This window comes from Pantoea sp. E2023-21, from assembly GCF_051302795.1.
GTDB classification, from domain to species: Bacteria; Pseudomonadota; Gammaproteobacteria; order Enterobacterales; family Enterobacteriaceae; genus Pantoea; species Pantoea ludwigii_A.
In genome coordinates, this window is the sequence record NZ_CP195344.1 from 2666806 (window position 1) to 2689664 (window position 22859).

The 22859-nt window shown below is 52.3% G+C and carries 31 protein-coding genes and 1 pseudogene; 2 read left to right on the forward strand and 30 right to left on the reverse strand.

Annotation, left to right across the window (positions count from 1 at the left end; genetic code table 11):
• Window positions 1-82 precede the first annotated feature (82 nt).
• From ACRQ84_RS12365 to ACRQ84_RS12445, 17 genes and pseudogenes are all read right to left on the reverse strand, one after another.
• On the reverse strand, window positions 83-682 hold the full coding sequence (locus ACRQ84_RS12365; RefSeq protein ID WP_483816228.1) for a tail fiber assembly protein: 600 nt from the start codon (window positions 680-682) through the stop codon (window positions 83-85).
• Window positions 682-1758, reverse strand: coding sequence for a phage tail protein (locus ACRQ84_RS12370; protein ID WP_483816229.1), 1077 nt, complete (start codon window positions 1756-1758; stop codon window positions 682-684). Before ACRQ84_RS12370 ends, ACRQ84_RS12365 begins: the two co-directional genes overlap by 1 nt.
• Window positions 1755-2363: a phage tail protein I gene (locus tag ACRQ84_RS12375; protein ID WP_483816230.1), complete on the reverse strand. Its 609-nt coding sequence runs from the start codon at window positions 2361-2363 to the stop codon at window positions 1755-1757. The genes ACRQ84_RS12370 and ACRQ84_RS12375 overlap by 4 nt, the downstream gene beginning before the upstream one ends.
• Window positions 2356-3264 (reverse strand): baseplate assembly protein, encoded by a 909-nt coding sequence (locus ACRQ84_RS12380; RefSeq protein WP_483816231.1) that lies wholly within the window; start codon window positions 3262-3264, stop codon window positions 2356-2358. The genes ACRQ84_RS12375 and ACRQ84_RS12380 overlap by 8 nt, the downstream gene beginning before the upstream one ends.
• Before the next feature lie 4 nt (window positions 3265-3268).
• Window positions 3269-3619: a GPW/gp25 family protein gene (locus ACRQ84_RS12385; RefSeq protein WP_483816232.1), complete on the reverse strand. Its 351-nt coding sequence runs from the start codon at window positions 3617-3619 to the stop codon at window positions 3269-3271.
• A complete protein-coding gene (locus ACRQ84_RS12390) occupies window positions 3616-4200 on the reverse strand; it encodes a phage baseplate assembly protein V (protein ID WP_483816233.1) in 585 nt (194 codons plus the stop codon). Before ACRQ84_RS12390 ends, ACRQ84_RS12385 begins: the two co-directional genes overlap by 4 nt.
• A gap of 70 nt (window positions 4201-4270) precedes the next feature.
• On the reverse strand, window positions 4271-4720 hold the full coding sequence (locus ACRQ84_RS12395) for a phage virion morphogenesis protein (RefSeq protein WP_483816234.1): 450 nt from the start codon (window positions 4718-4720) through the stop codon (window positions 4271-4273).
• Window positions 4717-5184, reverse strand: coding sequence for a phage tail protein (locus ACRQ84_RS12400; protein ID WP_483816235.1), 468 nt, complete (start codon window positions 5182-5184; stop codon window positions 4717-4719). The genes ACRQ84_RS12395 and ACRQ84_RS12400 overlap by 4 nt, the downstream gene beginning before the upstream one ends.
• On the reverse strand, window positions 5117-5437 hold the full coding sequence (gene lysC, locus ACRQ84_RS12405) for an Rz1-like lysis system protein LysC (RefSeq protein WP_483816236.1): 321 nt from the start codon (window positions 5435-5437) through the stop codon (window positions 5117-5119). Before lysC ends, ACRQ84_RS12400 begins: the two co-directional genes overlap by 68 nt.
• Window positions 5361-5705, reverse strand: a pseudogene (locus tag ACRQ84_RS12410) (Rz-like lysis system protein LysB); the annotation flags it as partial. The pseudogene ACRQ84_RS12410 and the gene lysC, both read right to left, overlap by 77 nt.
• Complete coding sequence (locus ACRQ84_RS12415; RefSeq protein ID WP_483816237.1) at window positions 5705-6217, reverse strand: lysozyme; 513 nt, start codon at window positions 6215-6217, stop codon at window positions 5705-5707. The gene ACRQ84_RS12415 and the pseudogene ACRQ84_RS12410, both read right to left, overlap by 1 nt.
• Complete coding sequence (locus ACRQ84_RS12420) at window positions 6198-6413, reverse strand: HP1 family phage holin (protein WP_039335507.1); 216 nt, start codon at window positions 6411-6413, stop codon at window positions 6198-6200. Before ACRQ84_RS12420 ends, ACRQ84_RS12415 begins: the two co-directional genes overlap by 20 nt.
• An 8-nt stretch (window positions 6414-6421) precedes the next feature.
• Window positions 6422-6628 carry a tail protein X gene (locus tag ACRQ84_RS12425; protein ID WP_483816238.1) on the reverse strand — a complete coding sequence of 69 codons (207 nt, stop codon included), beginning with the start codon at window positions 6626-6628 and terminating at the stop codon, window positions 6422-6424.
• Window positions 6625-7092: a head completion/stabilization protein gene (locus ACRQ84_RS12430; protein WP_483816239.1), complete on the reverse strand. Its 468-nt coding sequence runs from the start codon at window positions 7090-7092 to the stop codon at window positions 6625-6627. The genes ACRQ84_RS12425 and ACRQ84_RS12430 overlap by 4 nt, the downstream gene beginning before the upstream one ends.
• A 90-nt stretch (window positions 7093-7182) precedes the next feature.
• Window positions 7183-7851 carry a phage terminase small subunit gene (locus ACRQ84_RS12435; protein WP_483816240.1) on the reverse strand — a complete coding sequence of 223 codons (669 nt, stop codon included), beginning with the start codon at window positions 7849-7851 and terminating at the stop codon, window positions 7183-7185.
• Window positions 7852-7854: 3 nt separating this feature from the next.
• Complete coding sequence (locus ACRQ84_RS12440; protein WP_483816241.1) at window positions 7855-8937, reverse strand: phage major capsid protein, P2 family; 1083 nt, start codon at window positions 8935-8937, stop codon at window positions 7855-7857.
• Between the two features lie 31 nt (window positions 8938-8968).
• Entirely contained in the window at window positions 8969-9817 is an 849-nt protein-coding gene (locus ACRQ84_RS12445; protein WP_483816242.1) for a GPO family capsid scaffolding protein, read from the reverse strand.
• 145 nt (window positions 9818-9962) lie between these two features.
• Here ACRQ84_RS12445 and ACRQ84_RS12450 point away from each other — a divergent pair, with 145 nt between their 5' ends.
• Both ACRQ84_RS12450 and ACRQ84_RS12455 read left to right on the forward strand, forming a co-directional pair.
• Window positions 9963-11726 (forward strand): terminase ATPase subunit family protein, encoded by a 1764-nt coding sequence (locus tag ACRQ84_RS12450; RefSeq protein ID WP_483816243.1) that lies wholly within the window; start codon window positions 9963-9965, stop codon window positions 11724-11726.
• Complete coding sequence (locus ACRQ84_RS12455; protein ID WP_483816244.1) at window positions 11726-12751, forward strand: phage portal protein; 1026 nt, start codon at window positions 11726-11728, stop codon at window positions 12749-12751. The genes ACRQ84_RS12450 and ACRQ84_RS12455 overlap by 1 nt, the downstream gene beginning before the upstream one ends.
• Window positions 12752-12790: 39 nt before the next feature.
• On the opposite strand, the gene ACRQ84_RS12460 is transcribed toward ACRQ84_RS12455, so the two are convergent.
• The 13 genes from ACRQ84_RS12460 to ACRQ84_RS12520 all read right to left on the reverse strand — a co-directional run bounded on the left by ACRQ84_RS12460 (window position 12791) and on the right by ACRQ84_RS12520 (window position 22782).
• Window positions 12791-13864 (reverse strand): hypothetical protein, encoded by a 1074-nt coding sequence (locus ACRQ84_RS12460; protein ID WP_483816245.1) that lies wholly within the window; start codon window positions 13862-13864, stop codon window positions 12791-12793.
• Window positions 13865-14647: 783 nt separating this feature from the next.
• On the reverse strand, window positions 14648-15337 hold the full coding sequence (locus ACRQ84_RS12465) for a hypothetical protein (RefSeq protein ID WP_483816246.1): 690 nt from the start codon (window positions 15335-15337) through the stop codon (window positions 14648-14650).
• A 2-nt stretch (window positions 15338-15339) separates the two neighbouring features.
• The gene (locus ACRQ84_RS12470) at window positions 15340-16440 is read right to left on the reverse strand and encodes a hypothetical protein (RefSeq protein WP_483816247.1); all 1101 of its coding nucleotides are present in this window, start codon (window positions 16438-16440) and stop codon (window positions 15340-15342) included.
• A 674-nt stretch (window positions 16441-17114) separates the two neighbouring features.
• The gene (locus ACRQ84_RS12475) at window positions 17115-17348 is read right to left on the reverse strand and encodes a DinI-like family protein (RefSeq protein WP_483816248.1); all 234 of its coding nucleotides are present in this window, start codon (window positions 17346-17348) and stop codon (window positions 17115-17117) included.
• Between the two features lie 17 nt (window positions 17349-17365).
• Window positions 17366-17557, reverse strand: a complete 192-nt coding sequence (locus ACRQ84_RS12480; protein WP_483816249.1) for a hypothetical protein — start codon at window positions 17555-17557, stop codon at window positions 17366-17368.
• A gap of 201 nt (window positions 17558-17758) precedes the next feature.
• Window positions 17759-20062 carry a replication endonuclease gene (locus ACRQ84_RS12485; RefSeq protein ID WP_483816250.1) on the reverse strand — a complete coding sequence of 768 codons (2304 nt, stop codon included), beginning with the start codon at window positions 20060-20062 and terminating at the stop codon, window positions 17759-17761.
• Window positions 20056-20880 (reverse strand): DNA adenine methylase, encoded by an 825-nt coding sequence (locus tag ACRQ84_RS12490; protein WP_483816251.1) that lies wholly within the window; start codon window positions 20878-20880, stop codon window positions 20056-20058. The genes ACRQ84_RS12485 and ACRQ84_RS12490 overlap by 7 nt, the downstream gene beginning before the upstream one ends.
• Entirely contained in the window at window positions 20877-21104 is a 228-nt protein-coding gene (locus ACRQ84_RS12495; RefSeq protein WP_483816252.1) for a TraR/DksA family transcriptional regulator, read from the reverse strand. Before ACRQ84_RS12495 ends, ACRQ84_RS12490 begins: the two co-directional genes overlap by 4 nt.
• On the reverse strand, window positions 21104-21331 hold the full coding sequence (locus tag ACRQ84_RS12500; RefSeq protein ID WP_483816253.1) for a DUF2732 family protein: 228 nt from the start codon (window positions 21329-21331) through the stop codon (window positions 21104-21106). Before ACRQ84_RS12500 ends, ACRQ84_RS12495 begins: the two co-directional genes overlap by 1 nt.
• Before the next feature lie 69 nt (window positions 21332-21400).
• Entirely contained in the window at window positions 21401-21718 is a 318-nt protein-coding gene (locus tag ACRQ84_RS12505; protein WP_483817922.1) for a hypothetical protein, read from the reverse strand.
• 67 nt (window positions 21719-21785) lie between these two features.
• Window positions 21786-21968 (reverse strand): phage filamentation protein Fil family protein, encoded by a 183-nt coding sequence (locus ACRQ84_RS12510; RefSeq protein ID WP_483816254.1) that lies wholly within the window; start codon window positions 21966-21968, stop codon window positions 21786-21788.
• Between the two features lie 10 nt (window positions 21969-21978).
• Window positions 21979-22488: a phage regulatory CII family protein gene (locus ACRQ84_RS12515; RefSeq protein WP_483816255.1), complete on the reverse strand. Its 510-nt coding sequence runs from the start codon at window positions 22486-22488 to the stop codon at window positions 21979-21981.
• A gap of 30 nt (window positions 22489-22518) precedes the next feature.
• Window positions 22519-22782 carry a hypothetical protein gene (locus ACRQ84_RS12520; protein WP_483816256.1) on the reverse strand — a complete coding sequence of 88 codons (264 nt, stop codon included), beginning with the start codon at window positions 22780-22782 and terminating at the stop codon, window positions 22519-22521.
• Window positions 22783-22859: the final 77 nt, after the last annotated feature.

Consider the following 22859-nt stretch of genomic DNA (forward strand, 5'->3'; position numbering starts at 1 on the left):
TCAGGTCAGGCGGGGCGGCGCATGCGGTTGCGGTTTGCTCATGGATCAGCGGACAAAAGAAAAGCCCCTCAGGGCTTTCTCATCAGACGGGCTTTGCCGGCCACTCAATGTTTGGCGCGTCAGATTCATTTATAGCCTGCACCGCCTGAATATACTGCATCCACTTTGTCAGCAGCGCCTTATCATCGTCAGTGATGATGCCAAGCATAAGCTGGGTCTGCCATGCCTGTGTAAAGGCATTGGCCTCGGCAATACGTACCGACTTTTCATCCTTTGCCGCTCTCACCGCAGCCGCTTGCTGTGCGGCTTCATCAGTCACCCAGGCTTCTCCATTCCACACATCAAATGCCGTGACGGGTTTTAACACTGTTGTGTCTGCCGGGTAATCGCCCGGCTGGCTGATTTCAACAGGTTCACCAGTTACTATGCAATATACAATCTCTCCACGATGATCGGCCACCTGCTTCCAGATTCCGCCACGAAATACGCTGACTTTTCCCGCCACCCCGGCCAATGGAGCCTCAGCGGTTGAGTGCGCTGGGATGCCTACTCCCTGTGCAAGAATTTCCTGACTGCTGCCGGTGTAAAGGCCGGTTTTGGGATCGAAGTTAAACACAGTGAGTAAGCCCGATGACGTTGCCAGCCCTTCTTTATCAAGCGTAACGTTATTTTCCGATACCATTATGCGGCCCTTACAATGTAATTAAGTGCGATGTTACGCGGGCGGTTCTCAGCTGCCGTTGGAACCTGACGTGATGCATCCATTCCTGAAGTTCTCCCGGCATTGCTTCCGCTCTGAGGCTGAAGAACGGTGCCCGCATCTAATGCCACATCAAAAAAGACGCCTGATGAAGCACCACGAAATGCATAGAAGTTAGACCCCATAACCTGGCCTGTCAGGTTGCGCATCGCATCCCCTTGACTGGTGCCGATGCCTCGCCCTGAATCAACCCCACGCCCGTCATCCCATCCACGAATAAATTCACCGCGTAAATCCAGTAGCTTAAGCGCCGGATATACCTTTGCCAGTTGCGGATAATCAGTCGCGCTAAACGCAGCACCGTTGCATTTAAGCCAGCCTGCGGGCGGCGTAGCAGTAGGCCACGGTAATGGCACGCCAACGGGTAGCGTAGAACCATCTCCTAAACCAAGGTTTTTAAGAACGTTGCCAATCAGGCCGGCGCTTTTAATTTCAGCAAGTGCATTTGCTATCTGCAGGTACTGACTGTGCGGATTAGCTGAATCTGCGTGCTTCTTCATTACGCTGTCGGTGTAGGCCTTAACCTCGATCACAGCGTCATCAGCGTACTTACGCGTCGCCAGCACCACGGACGGATCGATTTTCAGCGTTACCGCGCTGGTACTGTTCACAATAAGAATCATGCGCACTGTCTGCGTGCGCCCGCTACCCTCGGCAAGCTGCGGCTTGTAGGTCTCTGCGCAGTTCGCCACAGCAATCAACACGCCGTCAGCGTCATAAAGCCCAATCTCACGGATCCAGAAACCGCCGTCGCTCTCAGGGATTATCTGCTCGGCAATAATCTGATTGCTGTTCAACGCGTCAATCGACAACGAGTTAAGCTGTGCACGACGTTTCTCGCCGATGAGCTTCGTCTGCGCCGGGTCTGGCGTGGGCAGCGTGCCGCCACCGTCACCGACGGCCATTTCTTTAAGGTCGACTTTAGTGCCGAGTGCGGCAGCGTTCGCCAGCTTAGCCGCGCCCTGATTGGTCAGCAGGGCAAAATATTTAGTTGTCATGCGCTCACTTCCGTCAGGTCGATAAGATGCACCGCCGCACCGGAATAGACCGGCCCGCCGACGCTGATAAGTTCAGGGGTGTAAGGATAAACAGTCAGCTCGTCGCCGCTGTAGCTGGCAACGGCAACCGGGATTGCACCATTCGCATCGAGATTGATGGACAGCCCGATGAGATGGCGGCTGCATGGTTTGGCGTCGGCTATCAGGCGCTCCAGCTCGTTGTACATTTCCTCGGTGATGCCGGTATCGAGCACACCAACATCAAGGCGAAACGTGCCAGGTGCTTCATTTGTCTTCCACCATTCCAGCACCCGGATCAGATAGCCCAGCGGCTCTACCACGCGCCGGATAGCGCCAATAGTGCCTTTGTGCCGGTGTACGTAACGCGCGGCCGCCACCACGTCGCGCTTTGTGGATTCGCTCCAGCCCGAATCCCAGCGGTCAACCGACCACGCCCACGCCAGATAGGGCAGCAGCGCCAGCGGGCAGGTTTGCGGGTTCCACAATTGACGCAGCGGCACATGCATCGTGCTGATACTTGCCAGCGCCTCAGCGGCGGCCACTTCCAGCGCCGACGAACCGGTGGGCAGCAGGCGATCACTCATCGGAACCCCCGACGCTCAGCGTGTAGCCGGTGCAGTACGCGGCCTGCGTTTTATCGAGCACCACGTCGGCGGCGGGCTGGATCAGGTTGACGCGCTGCACGCCCTCAACGTGAATGGCCGCATACAGCGCCGACAGCCGAATGTCGCGCCCGAGCCGCTTCTGCGCCGTAACGTACGCGGCAAGCTTCGCCTCAGATGCCGCCCGCACCGGCTCCGCTTCAGGACCAGGGTAAATAAAGATTTCGGCCTCGATCGCGTAGTTCACGATGTCCGCCGACCGCACGTTCACGCGGTCAGCCACCGGGCGCACGTTCTCATCGTTCAGCGCCTTATCGATCACGGCCAGCAGGTCAGCGGCGGCCGTGCCGTCACCCTCGCGGGCAAGTACCGTCACGGTGACAACGGCAGGCGACGGGCTGATCGCGGACGCATCCGCCACGCGGCCGTCGGCGCTGCGCGCGTGGTATTCATATGCGCCGGTCGGACCGGCCACGCTCAGCCCTTCAAACGCGGCGGCGATGCGGGCGCGGTAATCGTCGTTGCTTTCCATTACCGCCGCCGTCGGCGGAATGGTGGTGTTGTCGGCCGGTGTGATGGTCAGACGCTCGACGCCGTTGTTTGCGCCGAGCTGGTCGAGGTCAGCGTCCAGCGCATACGCCACCATGACGCCTTTTGCCGCCTCGTTGATGCGCTGGCGCAGCAGCACTTCGCGATAGGCATTTTCCTGCAACAGCTTGACGATGGGTTCTGATTCGAGCGACAGCGTGCGTGCAATCGCCTCGCGCTGTTCTTCGGGATAGAGCGAAATCAGCGTGGCTTTGCGCTCGGCCAGCAGGGTTTCATAGTCCAGCGTTTCCACCACGACGGGCGCGGGCAGCTGGCTCAGGTCGATGGTTGCCATGTTCTCAGCTCACAGGAACGGTTAGGGAAAAGGGTTGCGTGGTGTCGGTGCGTGCGCCGGTCAGCTCGACCACCATGCCGCCGTTGAAATCAGACTCAAAGTTGATAGCGGTGAGTTTGACGCGCGGCTCCCACTGCAAAATAGCCACGTAACAGGCCGACATGATCTGCAGGCGCAGTGCTTCGTTCTGCGGCATTCCAATCAGTGCCGACAGCAGCGAACCATAGCGGCGGCGCATCACCCGCGAACCGAGTGGCGTGATCAGGATGTCGCGCACCGACTGCCGGATGTGCTCGATGTCATTCAGCGCCGCGCCGGTGTCGCGGTTCATGCCGGTATATTTTGCCGCTGTCATATTGGTGTCCCCGTCTGGCCGCCGCTGTCGCCCGGATGTTTATGCAGGTGCAGCACTTTGCCGTTTGAACTCAGCGAGCCGCCGGTATGCGTAACGTTGCCTTTCATCGTGCCGCCGTCGGTGACGTCGAGCTGCGCGGTTCGCAGTAGCTGCGTGCATTCAACCAGAGGCGTATCGAGCAACACCTGCACCGCTGCGCTGATGGTGGCGGTCTGAATGCCGCTGGCCGCCAGCGCACCGGTCGCCGGTTCATATTCGATCACCGCGCCGTCGGGGAATGACCAGTGCAGCGCATCGGCAGAGGCAGACGGGGCGGGATTATCGTCAGAGAAAATGCCTGGCAGAACAAAACCGGTTTCGAGTTCGCCACCGAGACATAACACGAGCACCTGCTCGCCCACCGACGGCGCATTCCACGAACGGGTTTTACCCGCACGCGCTGTAAGCCAGTGAAGCCAGCCGGTTGTGTTGTTTCCTGTATCCACGCGGCATAACCCGTCGTCCAGATTTACGGCGGACACGGTGCCGATGCGTATCAGGTTGCGCAGCAGGCGCAGGATTTCTGCTATCTGTTCGTTCATGGGCATTAGTGTCACGTTGGAGGATAAGGGCGGCAATACATTGCCGCGCGCTCATCAATGGCAGGACAGATCAGTGGGATAATCGGGTGATGATTTCAGTTTCGATGAGCTGCATCTCGTGCTCGCTCACCCCCAGCAGCGGGCGCGCTTCGTATCGCACATCTTTGCCTTTACGCGACGGGCGATCGCGCAAGCCATAATGATGCACCCGCACCATGCGTTGCACTTTTCCGGCAAACTCGACCACCGCCTCATTCGTGGTTGCCCGCGCCTTCAGATATTTTGCCGTGCGCAGCCTGGCAAACATCTCGCGCTTTACCCGGCCTTTCTTGCCGCGTATCGGCTGCTCTTTGCGCGGCTTGTACGGCGTGCCGTCCGGTGACTGTTGGCGCTTGATGTTTTGCTGCTGGCTGGCGCGCAGCTTCTTCGCGATGTTGCGCGCCATCTCTTTGCGTGACTGTGGCGACAGGGTGCCGATCAGCGCATTCAGGCGGTCATTAACCACCTCTAAGTCGCTCATGACTGCCACTCACTGATGAGCTGGCCGTGCGCATAAAGCTGCAGCGGTCGCACATCATTCTCCGGCAGCGGATTTTCGCCAACGTGATTGACGTGAAGTTCATCGCCGACGCGCTTAACGATCACCCGCTCGCTGAGTTGCAGGTCGATGCTGATATCGCTGGCCGTGTCGCTGATCACGTCCGCCTTGAACGTGAAGCCGCTCTGCTGCTTGTCTTTCGTCGCCATGATGTCGGGTTCATTCATCCGCAGCCATTCCAGCATCGGCACAATCAGCAGGTCGATATCGCCGGTGTAGTCGGTAATCACCATATTCAGCCGGTACTGATATTCAAACGACAGCGAGGTGGCGAGCGTGGACACAATGCGCCCACTGTCGATAAACACGTTCAGACTATCAGGGTTGCGCTGCAGCAGCGGCACGCTGTCGGTCAGCGCCTTGCGCAGTTGTTGCGGTTTCAGCATCGTGTTGCTCCTGGCACTCTTTGATGACTTCAATCTGCAGCCCGCAGGATACGAGCGCCGCCTCAAGCTGGCGGTTATCCGCCGCCAGATCGCCCGCCGTTTTGAGGCTGTTGCCCGGAACCGGGCAGCTTGTCACGCGCGGACAGCCAATCCAGATAATCTCTGGCGCTGGCGAAGGCGGGACGGGTGTGCAGCCGGATAACATCGTCAGGCAGAGCAGCAGCAGACCACTCACGTAAAATCGGACTCGCATCGGTTTCTCTCTGTATGTGTGCTTCGCGGGTTAAGGCTCCGGCGCTGGCGCGCCCCTGCATCAGCCTGAGCGCGGCCTCGCGCCTCTGCTCCTGCAGGTTTTCACTGTTGAGGCGGTTAATCGCTTTGTCGCGGCTCTCGATGCCCGCCGACAGCGTGCCGATGATGCGCTGCGCGCCCGCCAGCTCGTCACTGACCACCGACCAGCGCCAGCCGGTAAAGGCCAGCGCGAACAGCACGACGGCAAGCAGCGTAGTGGTAATGCGCATCACGCCGCCCCCCTGAGACACCACGCCAGCTCGCGCACGCGGCGGTTATCCAGCCCCTGATTAAATACGCCTTTCACGTACACCCAGCGCGGCAGCTGGTAGCAGGCTTCGCGCCAGCGCCCCTCATTAAGCAGATTCACCATCGTTGAGCTACAGGCGTTGCCCGTGCCGATGTTGAAGGCGAGCGACACGAAGGCGTCGTACACCTTTTGAGGCACGACCGTGAAAAGACAGCGAGACAGCGCTTTTTCGGTGCGCAGCACGTTGGCAATAAACGTGCCCGCCGCCTGTCTCTCGGTAATGGTTTTCCCCGGCACGACGCCGACCGTGTTGCCGATGCCGTCCGTCCACTTGTCCGCGTCACATTTGTACGGACTCAGGCGACAGCCCTCATAGTCGGCAATCAGTTTCAGCCCCTCGATCGAGGTGTGCAGCTGCTGAAAGCCTGGCAGCGTGGCAGCGATTGCCAGTACCACGCCGACCGCGCAGCGCTTAACGATTTGCAGATTCATAGTCACCCCGGCTTATGCGCCCGCTCAGGAAAAGCTGATAGGTTTTGCGCCGGTAATACCAGCTCACCAGAAACATGCCGACGCCGAGCACCATGCCGAGCAGCGTTGCCACGTCCTGCAAATCCCACTTGCCGAGCCAGCCCATCACCACCGCCACGCAGTAGGTGATAAAGGCGGTGATGCGCTCCATTGTGATGTTCATAGTCAGTCCCATAGGTTCACGGTTTCACCCGACGAGGATTCCGGTAGCTCGGGCAGGTCAACCGGCCAGCCGTGCGGCAGCACCGCACCGGCGTCAGCGAGGCCGGGATTAGCGGCAAGCACCGATTCCGTGACCTGCTGCGTGCGGCCGTAATAGCGATAACAGATGTCGTCAACCGTATCGCCCTGCAGCGCGTAAACCCGTGTCACAGTAGGCTCACGATGCAGTTAGGCCGCTCACCGACGCGGCTGATGCTGAACCGCGCGTCGCGCCAGTATTCGTCGGCGCTGGCTTCAACGGAGCTGGCTTTGTTTGCGCCGCTGGCGTCGTAACCTCGATAGCGCTCGGCGATGGTGGCGGCGGTGATCGCCTCAACGGCCGCGAGGTAGTAGGTGATTTTCTCGCTTACGCCGTCCAGCGATTCAGCCGGAACGTCGGCAAGCGTTTTGAAGCCCGCCGCCATGCGCTCGGCGCGCCACTCGTACAGCTCGGCGTTGACTTCGGCAATTGCCGTTTTCACCGCCAGCCGCAGGCGCTGCGCGGTGACGGTTCCCTCATAGCGCAGCGATTCGCGCAGTTGCTGCAGGTCGATGTCAGGCCAGAAAAAGGTGTTCTTAACCGGCGGCTCGGCTGTCTCTGCCGGTCGCTGTGCTGCTATTACCAGCGTGCTCATAGTTGGCCTCAGAATAGGTGGGCGGTGGAGGACGGCGCAGACACTGAAAGTGCGTTGCCGTCCTGCCGCCCTGCGCGGGGTCGCGTCCGGTCAGCGGCTGGCCTGCGCCTGCTTTTTCATCGCAGTCGCCAGCCGCTCTATGTCTTTTTTCACGCCGCAGCCCTCGTTGAGCTGCAGCGCGCGTTTCAAGTGGTTCATCGCTTCCAGAGTCCCGCCCGCGTCGCGATACACATACCCGGCGATTTTGTGCAGCTTGGCGCGCACCTGATCGGGCATGTCTTCGGCGTCGGTCAGCCGGATGGTTTCAAGGAGTGGCGCAATATCGACCGCTTCTTTCGCCGTCCAGGCGCGTGTCGCGGCGCTGGCCACCTCTTCGGCCAGCAGGTACGGCAGGCTGTCTCGTTTAAATCCGTCGGGCGGTACCAGACCGTGCGTGAGAGCGTAACGGGCGATTTCGAGCGCGCCGGTTACGTCGCCAGTGTCCAGTCGCCAGATCATGACGGTCATCACGATGGCATCCTGCGCGCCGCGCCCGCTGTTCATCACGCCTGCAATCCACGGCAGGTAATCGGGCAGGAGTTGGCGTTTTAGCTCAGCCTTGCGCTCTACCGAGTGGATTTTTTTCAGTCGGCGCTTGTCCTCGTTGAGTTTCACGAGCATCTGCTCATAGCAGGTGGCGTGGCGCAGCGGATTCGCGTTCCGCTGCGTTTCGGTTTCGGCCTGGACGCGCATCCGGTGACGGCGGGCGGGACTCAGCATGCGTTACTCTCCCGCTTCCGGGGCTGGCGTGGTGGCTGCTGCCGCTTCGCTGAAATCACCGAGTTCGATGTTTTCAATGACGCAGCCCGCCGCGTAGTCTTCCACCACGTAGTCTTCGTTGGCCGACTCGTAGTTCTCGATGCGGTCGCGCTTCGGCACCTCTTCGATGTGGCGGCGCTGCGTGCCTTCCTGCCAGTAAATCGACAGGTTGTCGGTGCGGGTGATCATCATGGAGTTGGCCGGGAAGTACGGCACGCGTACGGCGGGCAGGTTGCCGATGCGCTTCTGGCTGATGATGAGGTCAGCGGCCAGCTGCTCGGTGTTCGCCTGACTCTGGTTGACGATCGGGAAATACTTGTCGGCCAGCAGCTGTCGGCCAACGATGACGACCAGTTCCGGGTCTTCCTGATACCACGGCTCGATCAGGTTGTTGGTGGCATCCATCACCAGCGCGTCAAGGTTGGCGTAGTCGCCGCCTTTACCAATGCGGATGGTCGGTGAAATCACCGCACCTGAACCGTCGGTGATTTTGCTCATCACGCGGGTCGACGCTTCGTTGCGGTACTTCTGCAGCCAGCCCACGGCCACGTCCTGGAGCATCGGATTTGCTGCGCGGTTCGAGGTTTTGGCGCGGTGCGTGCCGTTGAAACCGATCATGATGCGGTCAAGCGCCTGACGCTGAATGATGGCGTCACGCAAGCGGGTCTGGAAATCTTCGTAGCGCGCCCAGAGGTCAAGCGTGTTGTAGCGGATGTGGAAATCGAAGTTCACCTGCACGCACTCATAGCCCTGACTATCCAGCGCGGCAAAGTCCGCGGTTTCGCGCTCGTCGCCGCCAGCGGTGTCCGTGGTGCTGGCAATCGAGCCGGACACGCCCACGCCGATTTTTTCCCCCTTCATTTCCGGCACGGGCACGATGTTGATGCGGGTCAGAAACGCGGACGACTCCTGCACACGGGTCATAAGCTTCTGCGTGACGGACGGCTCGACGCTGAATTTCTTGTTCATGTCGTCAACTTCGACGCCGTTCAGCTCGGCGACGCGGGACATATAGGCATTAAATTTGAAACGGGTTTGCTTGCGCATTGGCTTTCCTGTTTATCAATGTTCGGGTTTATCAGCAGTCGGTCATCACGCTGGTTTTGCTGTCGCCGCCGGTGGCAGACGGACGGCGGTTAAAGTTGCTGTCGGTGCGGGTGAGCGTTTCCTGCAGCGCGCTCAGCGCTTCGCGGTCTTTGCCGGATTCGGCTTCCAGCACATCAAGACGCTCGGTGAAAGATTTTTCCAGCGTTGCCAGCTGCTGCGCGTAGCTTTCACTGTTGTGCTGCACCTGCTCGGCGATGACCGTGACCGCAGCGCTTACGTCGTTAAAACGCTCGTCGTCGGTTTTCTCTTTGCGGGTAAACAGCTCTTTCACGCGGGACAGCAGCGACGGCGCGGCGTCGGCTTCTTCGAAGAACTCAATCAGGGTTTCTTCGGCGGCGGTAAACAGGTTGTCTTTGTCCAGCTTGCGCGACGCCAGCGGGTTGGCTTTCGCCGTGGCGCTGAAACTCAGAATTTCGGTGCCGAGGCTGGCCGGGTCATCGGTAACGGCCAGACCGACCAGATAGGCTTCGCCGGTGTCGGCAAACTTGGTGTTGATTTCAACAGATGTGTAAATCTTCTGGCGCGCTTTGGTCAGATCAATCAGCTCCGGTGTCGGGTCGATGTAGCCAAATAGCGCGAGCTTGCCCGCCAGTGCGCCTTCGGTAATTTCTTCGGCTTCCACTTTCGTCACGTCGCCATAGCGGCGGAACGGGCTGTCGGCAGCGTAGCCCTTAATGTGCTCCATATTGACGCGCGCACCGTACACGGTCGGGTCGTAGTTCTTCGCCATCTGAGAAATCCACTCGCGGGAAATCTCGCGGCCGTCGGTGGTTGCGCCCTCAACAGCGATACGAAAACGCTTTGCTTTGGTTGTTGCCATTAAACAGGCTCCGGTCAGTGGGTTGGTTCGGTTCGGGGTCAGTTTCCCCGTCGCCACCTCATCCCTCAACGAAAGCCAGCCCGCTCACGTACCAGCAAACAGCCAGTGCAGGCGCGCCATTTTCGCCACCGGTAGCCTTATAGGCATGAACATGACACCCGGCACTATCATCAGCGATCCGCGCCGTCAGGCTGCGCTGCTTTACTGGCAGGGATATTCCGTGCGCCAGATTGCGGAAGCGATTGGACAGAAAACGCCGACCGTGCAGAGCTGGAAGCTGCGCGACGAGTGGGACAGCATCGCGCCCATCAGTCGCGTGGAAGCCAGCATGGAAGCGCGGTTGATTCAGCTCATAATGAAAGAGGTCAAGGGGAATGGAGACTATAAGGAGATAGACGCACTCGGCCGCCAGATTGAGCGGCTTGCGCGCGTTGAGCGCTACCGCAGCAGCGGTAATGAGGCAGACTTAAATCCCAACGTACGCAACCGAAATAAAGGCGAACGCCAGCCGGTGATTAAAAACGTGTTCAGCGACGAGCAGACCGACAAACTCACCGGCCTGTTTATGGACGGCTGTTTTGACTACCAGCTCGGCTGGCACAAAGCCGGGCTGGCGCACCGTATCCGCAACATCCTCAAGTCGCGACAAATTGGCGCAACATTCTACTTTGCCCGCGAGGCGCTGATCGATGCACTGACCACCGGCCGCAATCAGATTTTCCTGTCAGCCAGCAAGGCGCAGGCGCACGTCTTCAAGAATTACATTCTCGACTTTGCCCGGCAGGCTGACGTTGACCTAAAAGGCGATCCGATTGTGCTGCCCAACGGCGCACGCCTGATTTTTCTTGGCACCAACGTGCGCACCGCGCAGAGCTACACCGGCAATCTGTACCTGGATGAATATTTCTGGATTCCCAAGTTTCAGGAGCTACGCAAGGTCGCCAGCGGCATGTCGCTGCACAAGAAGTGGCGCACGACCTACTTTTCCACTCCGTCGAGCCTGTCACACAGCGCCTATCCGTTCTGGTCTGGCGAATTGTTCAATAAGGGGCGACGCAACCGTGATGACCGCATCGAGCTGGATCTCTCGCATTCTCACCTGGCGAAAGGCGCGCTGTGCGGCGACGGCCAGTGGCGGCAGATTGTCACCGTTGAGGACGCGCTGACGGGCGGCTGCAACCTGTTCGACATCGATCAGCTGCAGCTTGAATACAGCCCGGCGGAGTATCAGAACCTGCTGATGTGTGAATTTGTCGATGATGAGGCCAGCGTGTTCCCGTTCGCCGAGCTTCAGACCTGCATGGTAGACAGCATGGAAGAGTGGGACGACTTCAACCCTTACGCATTGCGCCCATTCGATTATCGCCCGGTATGGATTGGATATGACCCCTCACACACCGGCGACAGTGCCGGATGTGCGGTGATTGCGCCGCCGCTGGTTGCGGGCGGCAAGTTCCGCGTGCTGGAGCGTCACCAGTGGCGCGGCATGGACTTCGCAGCTCAGGCGCAGTCGATTAAGCAGCTGACGGAAAAATACGTCGTGGAGTACATCGGCGTGGATGCCACCGGTATCGGGCAAGGCGTGTTCCAGCTCGTGCGACAGTTCTTCCCGGCGGCGCGTGAAATCAAATACTCGCCCGAAGTCAAAACCGCAATGGTGCTGAAAGCGAAAGACACTATCAGCAGCGGCCGGCTCGAATACGACGCGGGCCAGACGGATATCACCCAATCCTTTATGGCGATCCGCAAAACCATGACCGCCAGCGGCAACCGCTCAACCTACGAAGCCAGCCGCAGCGAGGAAGCCAGCCACGCCGACGTTGCATGGGCAATCATGCACGCACTCTTAAACGAACCACTTACCGCTGCCAGCGGCGGCGATAACCCTTCATTTATGGAATTTTACTGATGAGTAAACGCAAAAACCGCAAAGCATTCCACGCATCAACCCAGCCCGCGCAGGCATCATCGCAGCCTTTCGAGGCGTTCAGCTTCGGCGAGCCGACGGCGGTACTGGATAAGCGCGACATCATGGATTACGCCGAGTGCATCCACAACGGCCGATGGTACGAGCCGCCGGTCAGTTTTCACGGTCTGGCGAAAAGTCTGCGTTCGGCGGTGCATCACAGCTCGCCGCTGTACGTGAAGCGCAACATTCTGGCCTCAACGTTTATCCCGCATCCGTTGCTGAGTCAGCAGGAGTTCAGCAAGTTTGCGCTCGACTATCTGGTATTTGGTAACGCCTTCGCCGAGCTGCGCCGCAACACGCTCGGCAAACCGCTGCGTCTGGAAACGTCTCCGGCCAAATACACGCGGCGCGGCGTGGAGAAAGGCACGTACTGGTTTGTAAGCGAATGGAAAGAGGCGCACCAGTTCGAGGCGGATCAGGTTTTCCACCTGATTGAGCCGGACGTCAATCAGGAGTTGTACGGCCTGCCGGAATATCTCAGCGCGCTTAATTCAGCCTGGCTGAATGAGGCAGCGACACTCTTCCGCCGCAAGTATTACCAGAACGGCGCGCACGCTGGTTACATACTGTATATGACCGACGCGGCGCAGAGCAGCAGCGACATCGAGCGCATGCGACAGGCAATGCGAGACACCAAAGGGATCGGCAACTTCCGCAACCTGTTTATGTACGCGCCCAACGGCAAGCCGGACGGCATAAAGATTTTGCCGCTCAGCGAAGTGGCAACACGAGATGATTTCTTTAACATCAAGAAGGCCAGCCGCGATGACCTACTAAGCGCACACCGCGTGCCACCGCAGATGATGGGTATTATTCCGGATAGTGCAGGCGGTTTTGGAGATGCGGTGAAGGCGGCGCAGGTGTTTGTGCGTAATGAGCTGACGCCCCTGCAGGAGCGGATGAAAGAAATGAATTCTTGGGCTGGAGATAATATAATTTCATTTCAACCTTATTCACTGCAATAAATATTTTAGATATTAGGCCAATTTATCTGGCCTAATAAATCAGTCATATTTTAACTCACCGAATAAACCTATCATTAAATCATCATCTAGTACTTCAAATGGCAGCTCAAGATATTCGTCAGGGTGTCTTGGCTTTGCTTTTCCATCATGAGGCGCATTCTTAGTATGACCTTGAACACATTCGCCATTTTCCTTTATATAAGGAAAAACCACTATTCGACCATGATTCTTCGAAATAATTGTTCCTTCATGCCATATTGTCTCACCATTTTTAGATGATTCGTTACTATTTGACTCTTTGACAATCCATCCAACATTTCCTTTTTCTTCGTACCAAAAAACGAACCCTCCAGCCATCAGAACTTTTTGCCCTCTCAACTTCGCCTCTGCAAGCAATCTTTTTACACTGGCTAGTTGAAGCAATTCATTTGCTCGTGGCAATAAAATCCTTCTGATTTCAGCCTTAGTCTTTCCCCAGTTATCTCCACCAGATAAACCAAAGGCACGAGCTATTATTTCTCTATGAGCTATATTTGCTGTTCTGTCGTTTCGAATATATCTATCTTGCCAGAGGTTGTTGTGAATATCGCTTGGTGCCAACCCTAATATCCTTCTATTTTTTCTGAGGTGAGCAATTCGGATTAGGGGGTTTTTGTTTAATTCACCAACCAGCTCACTTAAGATTTCATCTTTATCAGATGAAATATAATATGACGACAAGTTAACGTCATGTATTGTTGGCCTAGGCGTTGCCTCTAATTTCTTTTGAGCGACCGACAACATTAGCTCTTCTTCTTTTAATAGTCGGGAACGAGAAGTTACAGCCTTATCAGCCCTTAGTAATAACGAGGATTTTATATCATCACTACAATCCAATAAGTTAATGGTCTTAACTAGCTCTTCATTTATTTCGGTCGCAGCTTCATTTGCTTTTTCAAAGCTATCGTAAGAAATAACTCTCATGTACTCTTTATAATCATCGAATCTTTTCCGCCACCTGAATGAAGAATCGTTATTGCTCGAATAATTAAATAGCACCCAATCACCAAGTAAAGGGCGAAAGGTTGGATACACAGCAATTATGAACTCAGAGGGATTTCTAACAATTATCATAAAAGTTCCTTAGTTAATAATATTAAGTCCTCAAAAATAACAAATAAATTTTTTAGAATAAATGAATCGCCTTCACATTGTAAGCATTTACCCCACTTGCGCGCAATTCTATCCCCGCCACGCCTACCCGCTTCGTAGGCCGCTTTTAATGCACTTGCACGGTCCAAAAAAACGAGGCCAGCACTGGCCCCGTTTGGTGTTTTTTACTTTGTCTGCTGTATGCAAATCCATGCACCTTGTGCATGCATTGGTCATGTTAGTTAAAATCTTAAGGCGCTTCCAGTTTAAAAATATTTTGTGCATCCGGACTATTTAACAAAATATGCCTTGGTGAAACAATACAGGCATTCCAGGCACATGATGAATACGAAATCGTAGAATTGGTAAAATTAATATTTTCCACCATGGTTCAGGCTCCTTCTCCATAGCAAGCATGGCGACAAACTATGTATAATAGTCCGGTAGTTGCCACCAAAACACAGCTCTTGGTCTTCCTGGCACCCACCACGCGTCGTTTAAGTACATTTTAGCAAATCAAGCGAATTTTTTCTTTAAAACATGTTGAGAATGTAGCTAAATTTTTTTCAAATAGCCAATTCTATATTAATAACGAAATGATGAGATAGCAGACTTTAACTGAGGGGGGGGGGTTATTACCTTTAAGCATATAAAATTTAACACTAGTATATTGCAAAAGAACACACGCCTTTAACGATATTCTTTGCTCAATCCTGTGTGAAATTAGAAACCGACAGTATTGACTCTCATTATTAAACTGCAAACCTAATTTTTTACATCTACGTATGAAGAAGAAAACCAAATTGATTTTTTGCCATTTATTAATTTAGAAATTGGAGAGCCTTTTTCATCCATAGCTTGCGCACTGAACGTAACATAATACATGCCAGCCTTCTTAGTTGAAACTAAATAGCTCAAACTTCTTTCAGCAGAAATAGGAACCGAAATGTCATACATCGGAATATTTTCAGCCTTCTTCCCTTCATTACTCTCTGAATTTATAAGAGTCAACTCTTCATAATAATTGGGGTGATAAATTTCCATGGCTGCTTGTTTAGCACCCTCTGAAGCAACACGACTGACTGTAAGAGATTCTTTATTCAGTTTCACATAGATTCTTTCATTACTACTATTTTTTATTTTCACCACTGGATTAAGGTAAAAAACATCGTCAATCTTTACAACTTTGACGTCTACATTAAAGAAGGTAGCCTCAGTATTTTTTATTCTATTAGTGAGCTCTAAAAGATCAGCTTCTGCTTTATCTCTCTGATGTAAGGCATCAAACGTGTAACCTCCCCATATAATGGTAAATATTGCACAGAGCGATATAACCACATTATTAAACTGATCGTGAGTCCTATATATATCTCTAAACTTATAGACGAACGAACATAATGCTACTAAAAGCACTATTAAAATAAACCAATGTTCTTTAATAAATTCATAAAACATAGTTATTCACCTGAATGTCTCGCATCACCATCCTCAGGGAAGTCTACACCTGAATTGCGTTCACGGCTTGTAGGATTCGCTTGAGCGAAATTTCTATTTTGTCTTTTTACATGCAATTCAAGGGATTGCGAAACTCTTTCGAAGTTCAATCCACTTTTAGCTACGTCTGCTGTGCCTGCAACTTGAGGTAAAACCTCATGCATGATTTGGCTATCGTGAACTGAAGCAAATGAAACATTTTGATTAAATATAGCAGCCATGATCAATATGAAAGCGATTCCCGCTTTTCTATTGGCAGTTCTAAATTGTAGCCAAACGTCACCAGGGGACATTAACATCTGTTGAGCTGTTAACGTTAATTGACCATCCTCATAAAACCTATCCATCTGCATTTGGACGAAATCATTTGAAAATTCTCCCTCAAAATTTTCGCCAATTAACAATGCCATTACTTGAACGCGGTCAACGAGTTCAGATAATTGTTTTAAAGTATGATGCCTTATGGCTTCGTGCTGCTCAATTCTCAAACTAGTGCAAAATGTGTTATCTGTTATAAAGAATGACATTAGCCAATGAAGAACTTCATCAGACCTATCACCAAGTGAGAATACAGCTTGGTAAGCATTAAATGATTTTTGTATTGCTAACGGCACCTCCCTTTTGCGGATAGGATCACCCCACGTAACGTGACGTCTCACATGGAATCCACTGCTATCCTGATCATCTGATATGCGTGCTCTATCAAAGTAAGGCAGTGAAGTTATTACGCCTGGAACAACCAAATCCCCTGACAACGTGAAAACCACATCACCAATACGCATTTCAGAGATAAAACTTTCAATTTGAGTATGAATATTTCTTGAACCAATCCTTTCGAAACCATCGATTCTTTCAAAAAGTTCTTCTTGCAAAATTTCAGTGGTAAAGTCGATATTGCCAGGAGTAAGACCATCCAAATGAGCAGTTGCGATTACATTATTTTCAATAAAATATGAAAAATACTTATATCTAACGCCAGGTCTAACCACCCAACATTTGGCAGACAGATCAAGTTGTTGTACAGAAATCGCGGCTCTATTATGTTGTAATCCATTATCAGTCATCTAAGAGTCTTCTCATTGAAAATGTTAAATTGTCTTATATTTTTTCACTTATAAACCTATTATCCCTTTTCCACAATCATTAAAACTCACGGCTCACCTCTCAAGTCATTATGCTGTGTAAAATCTATCGAACTCTGAAAAACTTACTATTATATTTTATGAAAAGTTTCAATGGCTTAAGTCCGTTCCTTGACGCGCAATGCTCTAACTGCAACTTTTGCTCACTTAGCGTATCCTTTGATTGCAGTTGCATCATACAAAATCGAGAACAGCACTGGTCCCTTCGGTATGTTTTTTTGTGGGTACTGCATTCAAATCCATGCGTCTTATGCATGCATGGCTCATTGAAGCCTAAAATCGTCTACTGAGTCGGGCTTAACCGTTGTCAGTGCTTACTGTTTGCTCATGAATTTCATGCCCTGAGCGATTGAAACAGTGTGCGGAATTTCCAGCAAAAAAACGAAATCGAATGTCTTGCCTGACTAGTACCCGCCGCCGTTATCTTTAGCCCGCTGAATAAAAACCTATTCACCTAGCTTTTAGAAAGTGAGCGTTTCCCCTCTATAGTAATCTGAAATTTGTCTGGTGATTTAGCCATAACCTAACGCCTCGCGGTGCTCGTTGTTCAACCTTGCTAACGCCAAAATCAAGATTTTGACGTCAGCAACGTTTACTCAATGCATCCAGCTATCATCTTCCCAGACGGTCTGCAGCAGATCATGCAGGCGGCGTTTGTCTTCATCGAGATTGAATCCCAGCATTTCAATGTTTGTATAACTACCTTGGCGAACCCGCACAATGGTTTCAGGGAATAGCGCGAGAACTCGCTTGCTGACTTCATCTTGAAAAGCACTCAAAATTGATTGGCTTAGCTTTTGATTCTTATCGAGCATGATTTCAATTCGCATCGCAGCAACCTCAAGGATTATTTATCAAGTGGCACAGCTGAAAACACGACTGAAAATTGTTTATTTGCCATCGCGGTGTTACTCGCGATCTCAGCGATAAGACTAAGCGCAATCTCCCTGTCTCGTTCTTTACAAATCCCTTCACTAGTTAGCCGAGCAATCAACTCGACACGCTCAAGCATTACCCGCTCTTGTAAATCGTTATCCACGCGCCCTCCCCATCAAAATCACTGTACATCTATACAGTAGCATAGCATTCAGATTAAGCGGAAGAAAAATGTGGTAGTTGACAGGGGTTTTTATCTTCATGATATGACAAGGCTTTATCTGTATTAACCCAGCGGCTAACAACCCCCTAAAATTACTTAAATTTGCCTAACAAAATTCTCCGCTCAGTTAACCTTAGCCCATTAATGAGCGTTTTTTGCTCTAACTGAATCAGCTAATCGGTTAAATCTGGCTAATACTCCAGTGCTGCCAGCTTCATTTTTTGGCCTTAACAAGTCGCCATAAGCAGAGCTGCGGATAATTTTTCCTGCGATTTCAGTTTGCGTGCCACCAATTAGACGTACAGCCAATCCGCGGCTAATTGTTTCGCCGCATAAATCTTTCACCTGGCTGATTACGTTGTCGCAAGCAGTCTCAACCTTGTCTGATCTCCTCAACTTAAGGTGTCGCTTTTTAGGTTGCTCCGCCCTTATTCGGGCAAGAAGTTGCCGCCGCTCTTTCGCACTCAGGCTTTTGATGTCGATTTTTTTGAAACTTTCCGGTGGGTTCGAATCCTCAGATCTCAAAGCCCCCGTACAGTTATTGACAGAACTCCGAGAGGACGCAGACGCGTCCAAAAATTCGAAGGCCAAATCAAGGTCAACATCCAATGCTGAAAGCGGCTTCGGCGCGCTTTCAAAGACGGCATCGATTGAACGCTTTGGGACAATCTTCCACTGTGCCAGGCGAGTTAAAATTGGCGTGTCTGCTCCAACCTCGGTAGCAAAGACGCCCTTGATGCGCACGGTCTCTTCGCCATACTCATTAACGTCTTCGCCTGGCTGATACCACGTGCGCACCGCCAGATCGTCACGGCGTACAAACGGCCCACCCTGTGCGTTAACGTAACCAGCCCAATCACCGGCATCTGCTGCATCATGCGCAGCTGCAAATTCAACGCTCAGACCATGGGCGGTTTCGCTGTCGGCCATACGGCGCAGCTCGCGATAAACCGTCACCGGCGCGCCGCCCACAAACTGGAACTGGCGAATATGCCAGCGTGCAGCCCACGCGGAAACGGCTGGCGCAGTCTCTTTCAGCTCTTTGCCGCTTTCATCATCCAGCTCGCCATCGAGAGCGTAGCCGTCGATGTTCTTTGAAATATATTTAGCTACGTACCCGGTAGCGCTGCCTTTCTCCGGGTCGATAGCTTCTGCATGAAAGCGTGCTTTGCGCGCTTTATCTGTTGTCAGCTCGCCGCTGTCTTCCTGATATGCGTAATCGAGGATTATCTGCCGTACCTGATCCACATTCTCAGGACGCATAAACATCAGCATGTGCCAGTGGGGTGTGCCATCGTGATGTGGCTCGGCAACCCGGATGCCGAATATGCGAATTTCTTCGCGGTGTAATTTGGCGCGGATTTTCTGCCAGACGTTGCATAGATAGCGCTGCGTGTCAGCCGGGCTTGCACCGTTCCATTTGCGGTTGCGATGGCCGGTCTTAATTGTTGCGTGGTAGCGTGACGGAGCGGTCAACGTGTAGAACTCACCGACGAACCCCATCTCATTGCAGATATTTTCAAAGCCACGGATGCGCGTCATAAGCTCACAACGACGGATAGCAGGGTTAGCAACACTTCCGTCGTATTTGTCGATCAGGCTGATACGGTTGCCCTCTTCGTCTTCCAGCTCAAGCGACTTTAAAAATTCACGCGTACGGCGCTTTTGCTCGCGCCATTCAGCAACGTTCATGCTGCTGGCGTAAGGGGTATATTTTTTACTGACGTTTGCCAGCGCGATCTGCAAATGTTCACGCCATGAAGCAGCTACGCGACGCAGCTTACTTTTCCACCATTTTTCAGTTTGCATGCGCCGGATCGCCGGGGTTACTTCTTCCGGGTCAAATAGTCGGGAAGTAACTTTTTCCCACAGCGGTGGCGTTTGGTTGAATTCCCGCGTGATGGTGGCAGCGGTCATATATACACGGTGGGTGTACTTATAATCTGACTCTTCCCTTGCTTGCTGATGCGCTTGCACCAGTTCAGCAAGGATAAGATTAGCAATATCGCCAGCAAGCAAATCAACATCAGCGCGCGCCATGTCTGGAAGACGATTAAAGCGACGCATCAAATTAAATAATTGCCCGCCAGCAATAGCGGTGTTTTCCCGGTCAGTGGTATTTTTACCCAGCATATTTAGGGTACTACCTTTCATTACGCCAAGACGATATTGAGCGCTTACAATCTCAACGCGTGGCAATGTGCGTTCTACGAAAGTCTTCGTAAAATACGCATTGGCACGGGCTAAACCCTGTGTTTTTTCAAGCTCATTGGTGCGGCGCTTAACGTCGAGCTGTACCAGCGTCGGCTGCTGCTCAAGTAACTCCTGCGCACGCACTAAAGCCGCAATCATTTGATTGCGGCTGTGCATTTCCTCATATGTGGGATAAGGGCTGGCGATGGCTTCCCGTGGAGCATTCCACGGGTAAGCAAACTGTTCTAGCATGCCAGTGCCTTAGTTCCAGCAACGGGGCTTACCCCATGACTCACCGCAATAATCTCGGCACCACGCTTTGAAATTCCGGCTTTGCTGCCTATGCTACGGGGCGCATTTACTTGAGATTTATGAAACCCGCTGTAAAGCTGACGGGTGAACTCGTTATCGCTATTCGAGCAAACAACCGCATTCGTTTCGGCAATTTCGGATAACATTGATGACAGTTGGCTGTGCTGTTCTTTGCCGAATCCCTCTCCGAAGTACTGACTGAATGTGCCGTCATACGGAGGATCGCAATAAACAACATCCCCACCTTCAACCATTTGAAGGGTTTCTTTGAAGTCGGCACAGATGAAGGTCGCTCGCTGCGCTTTTTCTGCAAAGGCTTCGATTTCAGCCAGAGGGAAATATGCAGTGTCGTTTTTGGCGAATGGAGTATTAAATCCGCCTTTCTGGTTGTAGCGGCAAAGCCCTCGGTATCCATGACGATTCAGGTACAGAAAATAAACAGCACGCTGCAAAAGCGTCAGTGAGAGGCAAAGATTAAACTCCGCGCGGATGCGGTAATAATCCTCAAAGTTGGCATTCTGATTAAACATTTGCGCCGCCATAACAATAAACGGGCGAGTATGCTCTTTAACCTGACGATAGAGATTAATAAGATCGGGGTTAATATCAGCGATTAAATATTGCGGATAATCAGTATTCATCATTACCGCACACGAACCCGCGAACGGCTCAACTAAACGTTTACCCTGCGGCAGATGTACAGAAAGAGCGGGCATAATACCCGCTTTGCTGCCAGCCCATTTCAGAATGGTGTTCATAACGCCGCCCCTTTGTAATGAGTGCTTTTCAGCTCTCTGATCTCTTTGCAGGTAACGCAGAAAGAAACTCCCGGCAGCGCACGGCGGCGGGCTTCAGGAATTTCGGCATCACATGAAAGGCAGAAAAATTCACTTGCGCCGGTAGGGTGCTGCTTTGCATTTGCCAGATTGCGCGCTAATTCTTCTTCAACACGCTGCTGTACATGATCCATTGAGTCGGCCATTAGTGCAGCTCCCGTGCTTGGTTCTCATAACGCTCGGCCTCTCTGTCCAGCAGGTCGATAATTTCCGCAGCGTTCATCTCCTTTTTGCGGGCGTGTATTGCGAGTGCAGCAATGTGGATTGATACGGCCAGCGCATCATCACTACGCTGTTCTTTTTTGGCCTTGCTAAGCATCGTGTTTAGCGCGTCAGCGTCAGCTTTGAAATTACGGGTTTCAGTATTTCGCATATCTAAATCTCCAGAAATTGGGCAAAAGAATGCCCGGCGGGTTTACGCCATTAATTTTTTGAGTCTTATTTATTCAGGTAAAAAACAGTCGGCAGTTGAAAACTGGCGAGGTAATATCCGGCCCCAGCGTGCAACTTTATTCATCGCGATGATTATTAATTCACGGCGGTGCTCATCGAAATATTCAAAAGGCTTTCCTATTTCCTCGGGTTTAAATGACTTCGGATTCTCGCGATTAGCCAGAGTCATTACGCAGAACTTAAATTCATCATTCTGATGATTGAAATAACGCAGTGCCGGGTTTGCGTTGTTATCACGCATCTGGCGCCATTTTTTGCGAAATTCATCAAACGTCATTGGCTGAATTTTATCAACACGCGCGCCCATCAAATGAATTTTGGAAAAACTGGCGGGTTCGTGTTGCTTCGGTACTTCCCATAAAACTCGCGTCATATTATCCACCGATAATTTTAAGCAGACGGTTTAATAATCCTGTGCGCTTTGTTGTCAGACCATTTAACAGAGGCTTCTGGTCAGTGCATGGATGCCAGCGCTTACCGTTCTCGCCCATAATCCAGCCGTTGCCATATGACATAGACGGATTCTTACGTTTGAGGTGTGCTGCAAATGAGATCATCGCTTAGCTCTCAACTAATGCCGATAGAAGCGCTCAGGCCACTAATTGCATCAACGGTTGAAGCCAATGTCGGGTTCGAGTGAATTCGCGTCTGCACAGCAATCGCAGCTAACATAAGGCAACGAATGCCAGTATTAGCAGCCTCAACAACTCCACGGCGACAGGAAGCTGTGACTTTCTCACTACTTGCCGCCTTGGCCGCCAACACGCCAACTTCTGCAGTTGCTTTAAGGACATACGCCGAGTATTTCTCATGAGCCACCTCGTTAACGGGTACACAGGGCAGGCATTGCAGTTGTGCCAGCGCACCATCAATTAGCGTTGCATCCTCGGTCAGATCAGTCAGTAACAGCATTTCGTTAACTGTTAGTTGGTGAGCCTGATCGGGATTCAACTTATTACGTAAGGTTTGCACCTTCATTCCAGCAAGCTCTGACAATTTAGAAATGCTATGAGTTAGAGCAAATTTCCGGCAGGCATCATCAAAGTGTGATTGGGTGGAAATCTTAAAATCAAACATGTGCGAATCTCCCTATTCACTTAATGTGAATTAGCCGCCAATAATGAGCTGAAAACGAGAGTGACCAAATGCTTTACGCAGCTGTTCTTCTTTCCAGCGAGCGTAGTAAATGCGGATGGGGCCTCCTGCTTTCTTGCAGCCTTTACGGATTGTGCGGGGTTCGATAGGTAGTTGAGGGTTATCACCAGTCGTCCAGCGATAAACGGTGCGAACAGAAACCCCTTCCAACTCTGCAAACTGGTCAGTGGTTACGATCGGAGCTGGTACTTTGAAGATTGCGATTTCAGAAGCCATATAGCATCATTCCTTTTTTGAAAAGTTTCTGACATTGATTGCCAAAGTTTTGCCGACGTTTGCCATCAATTGCCTTA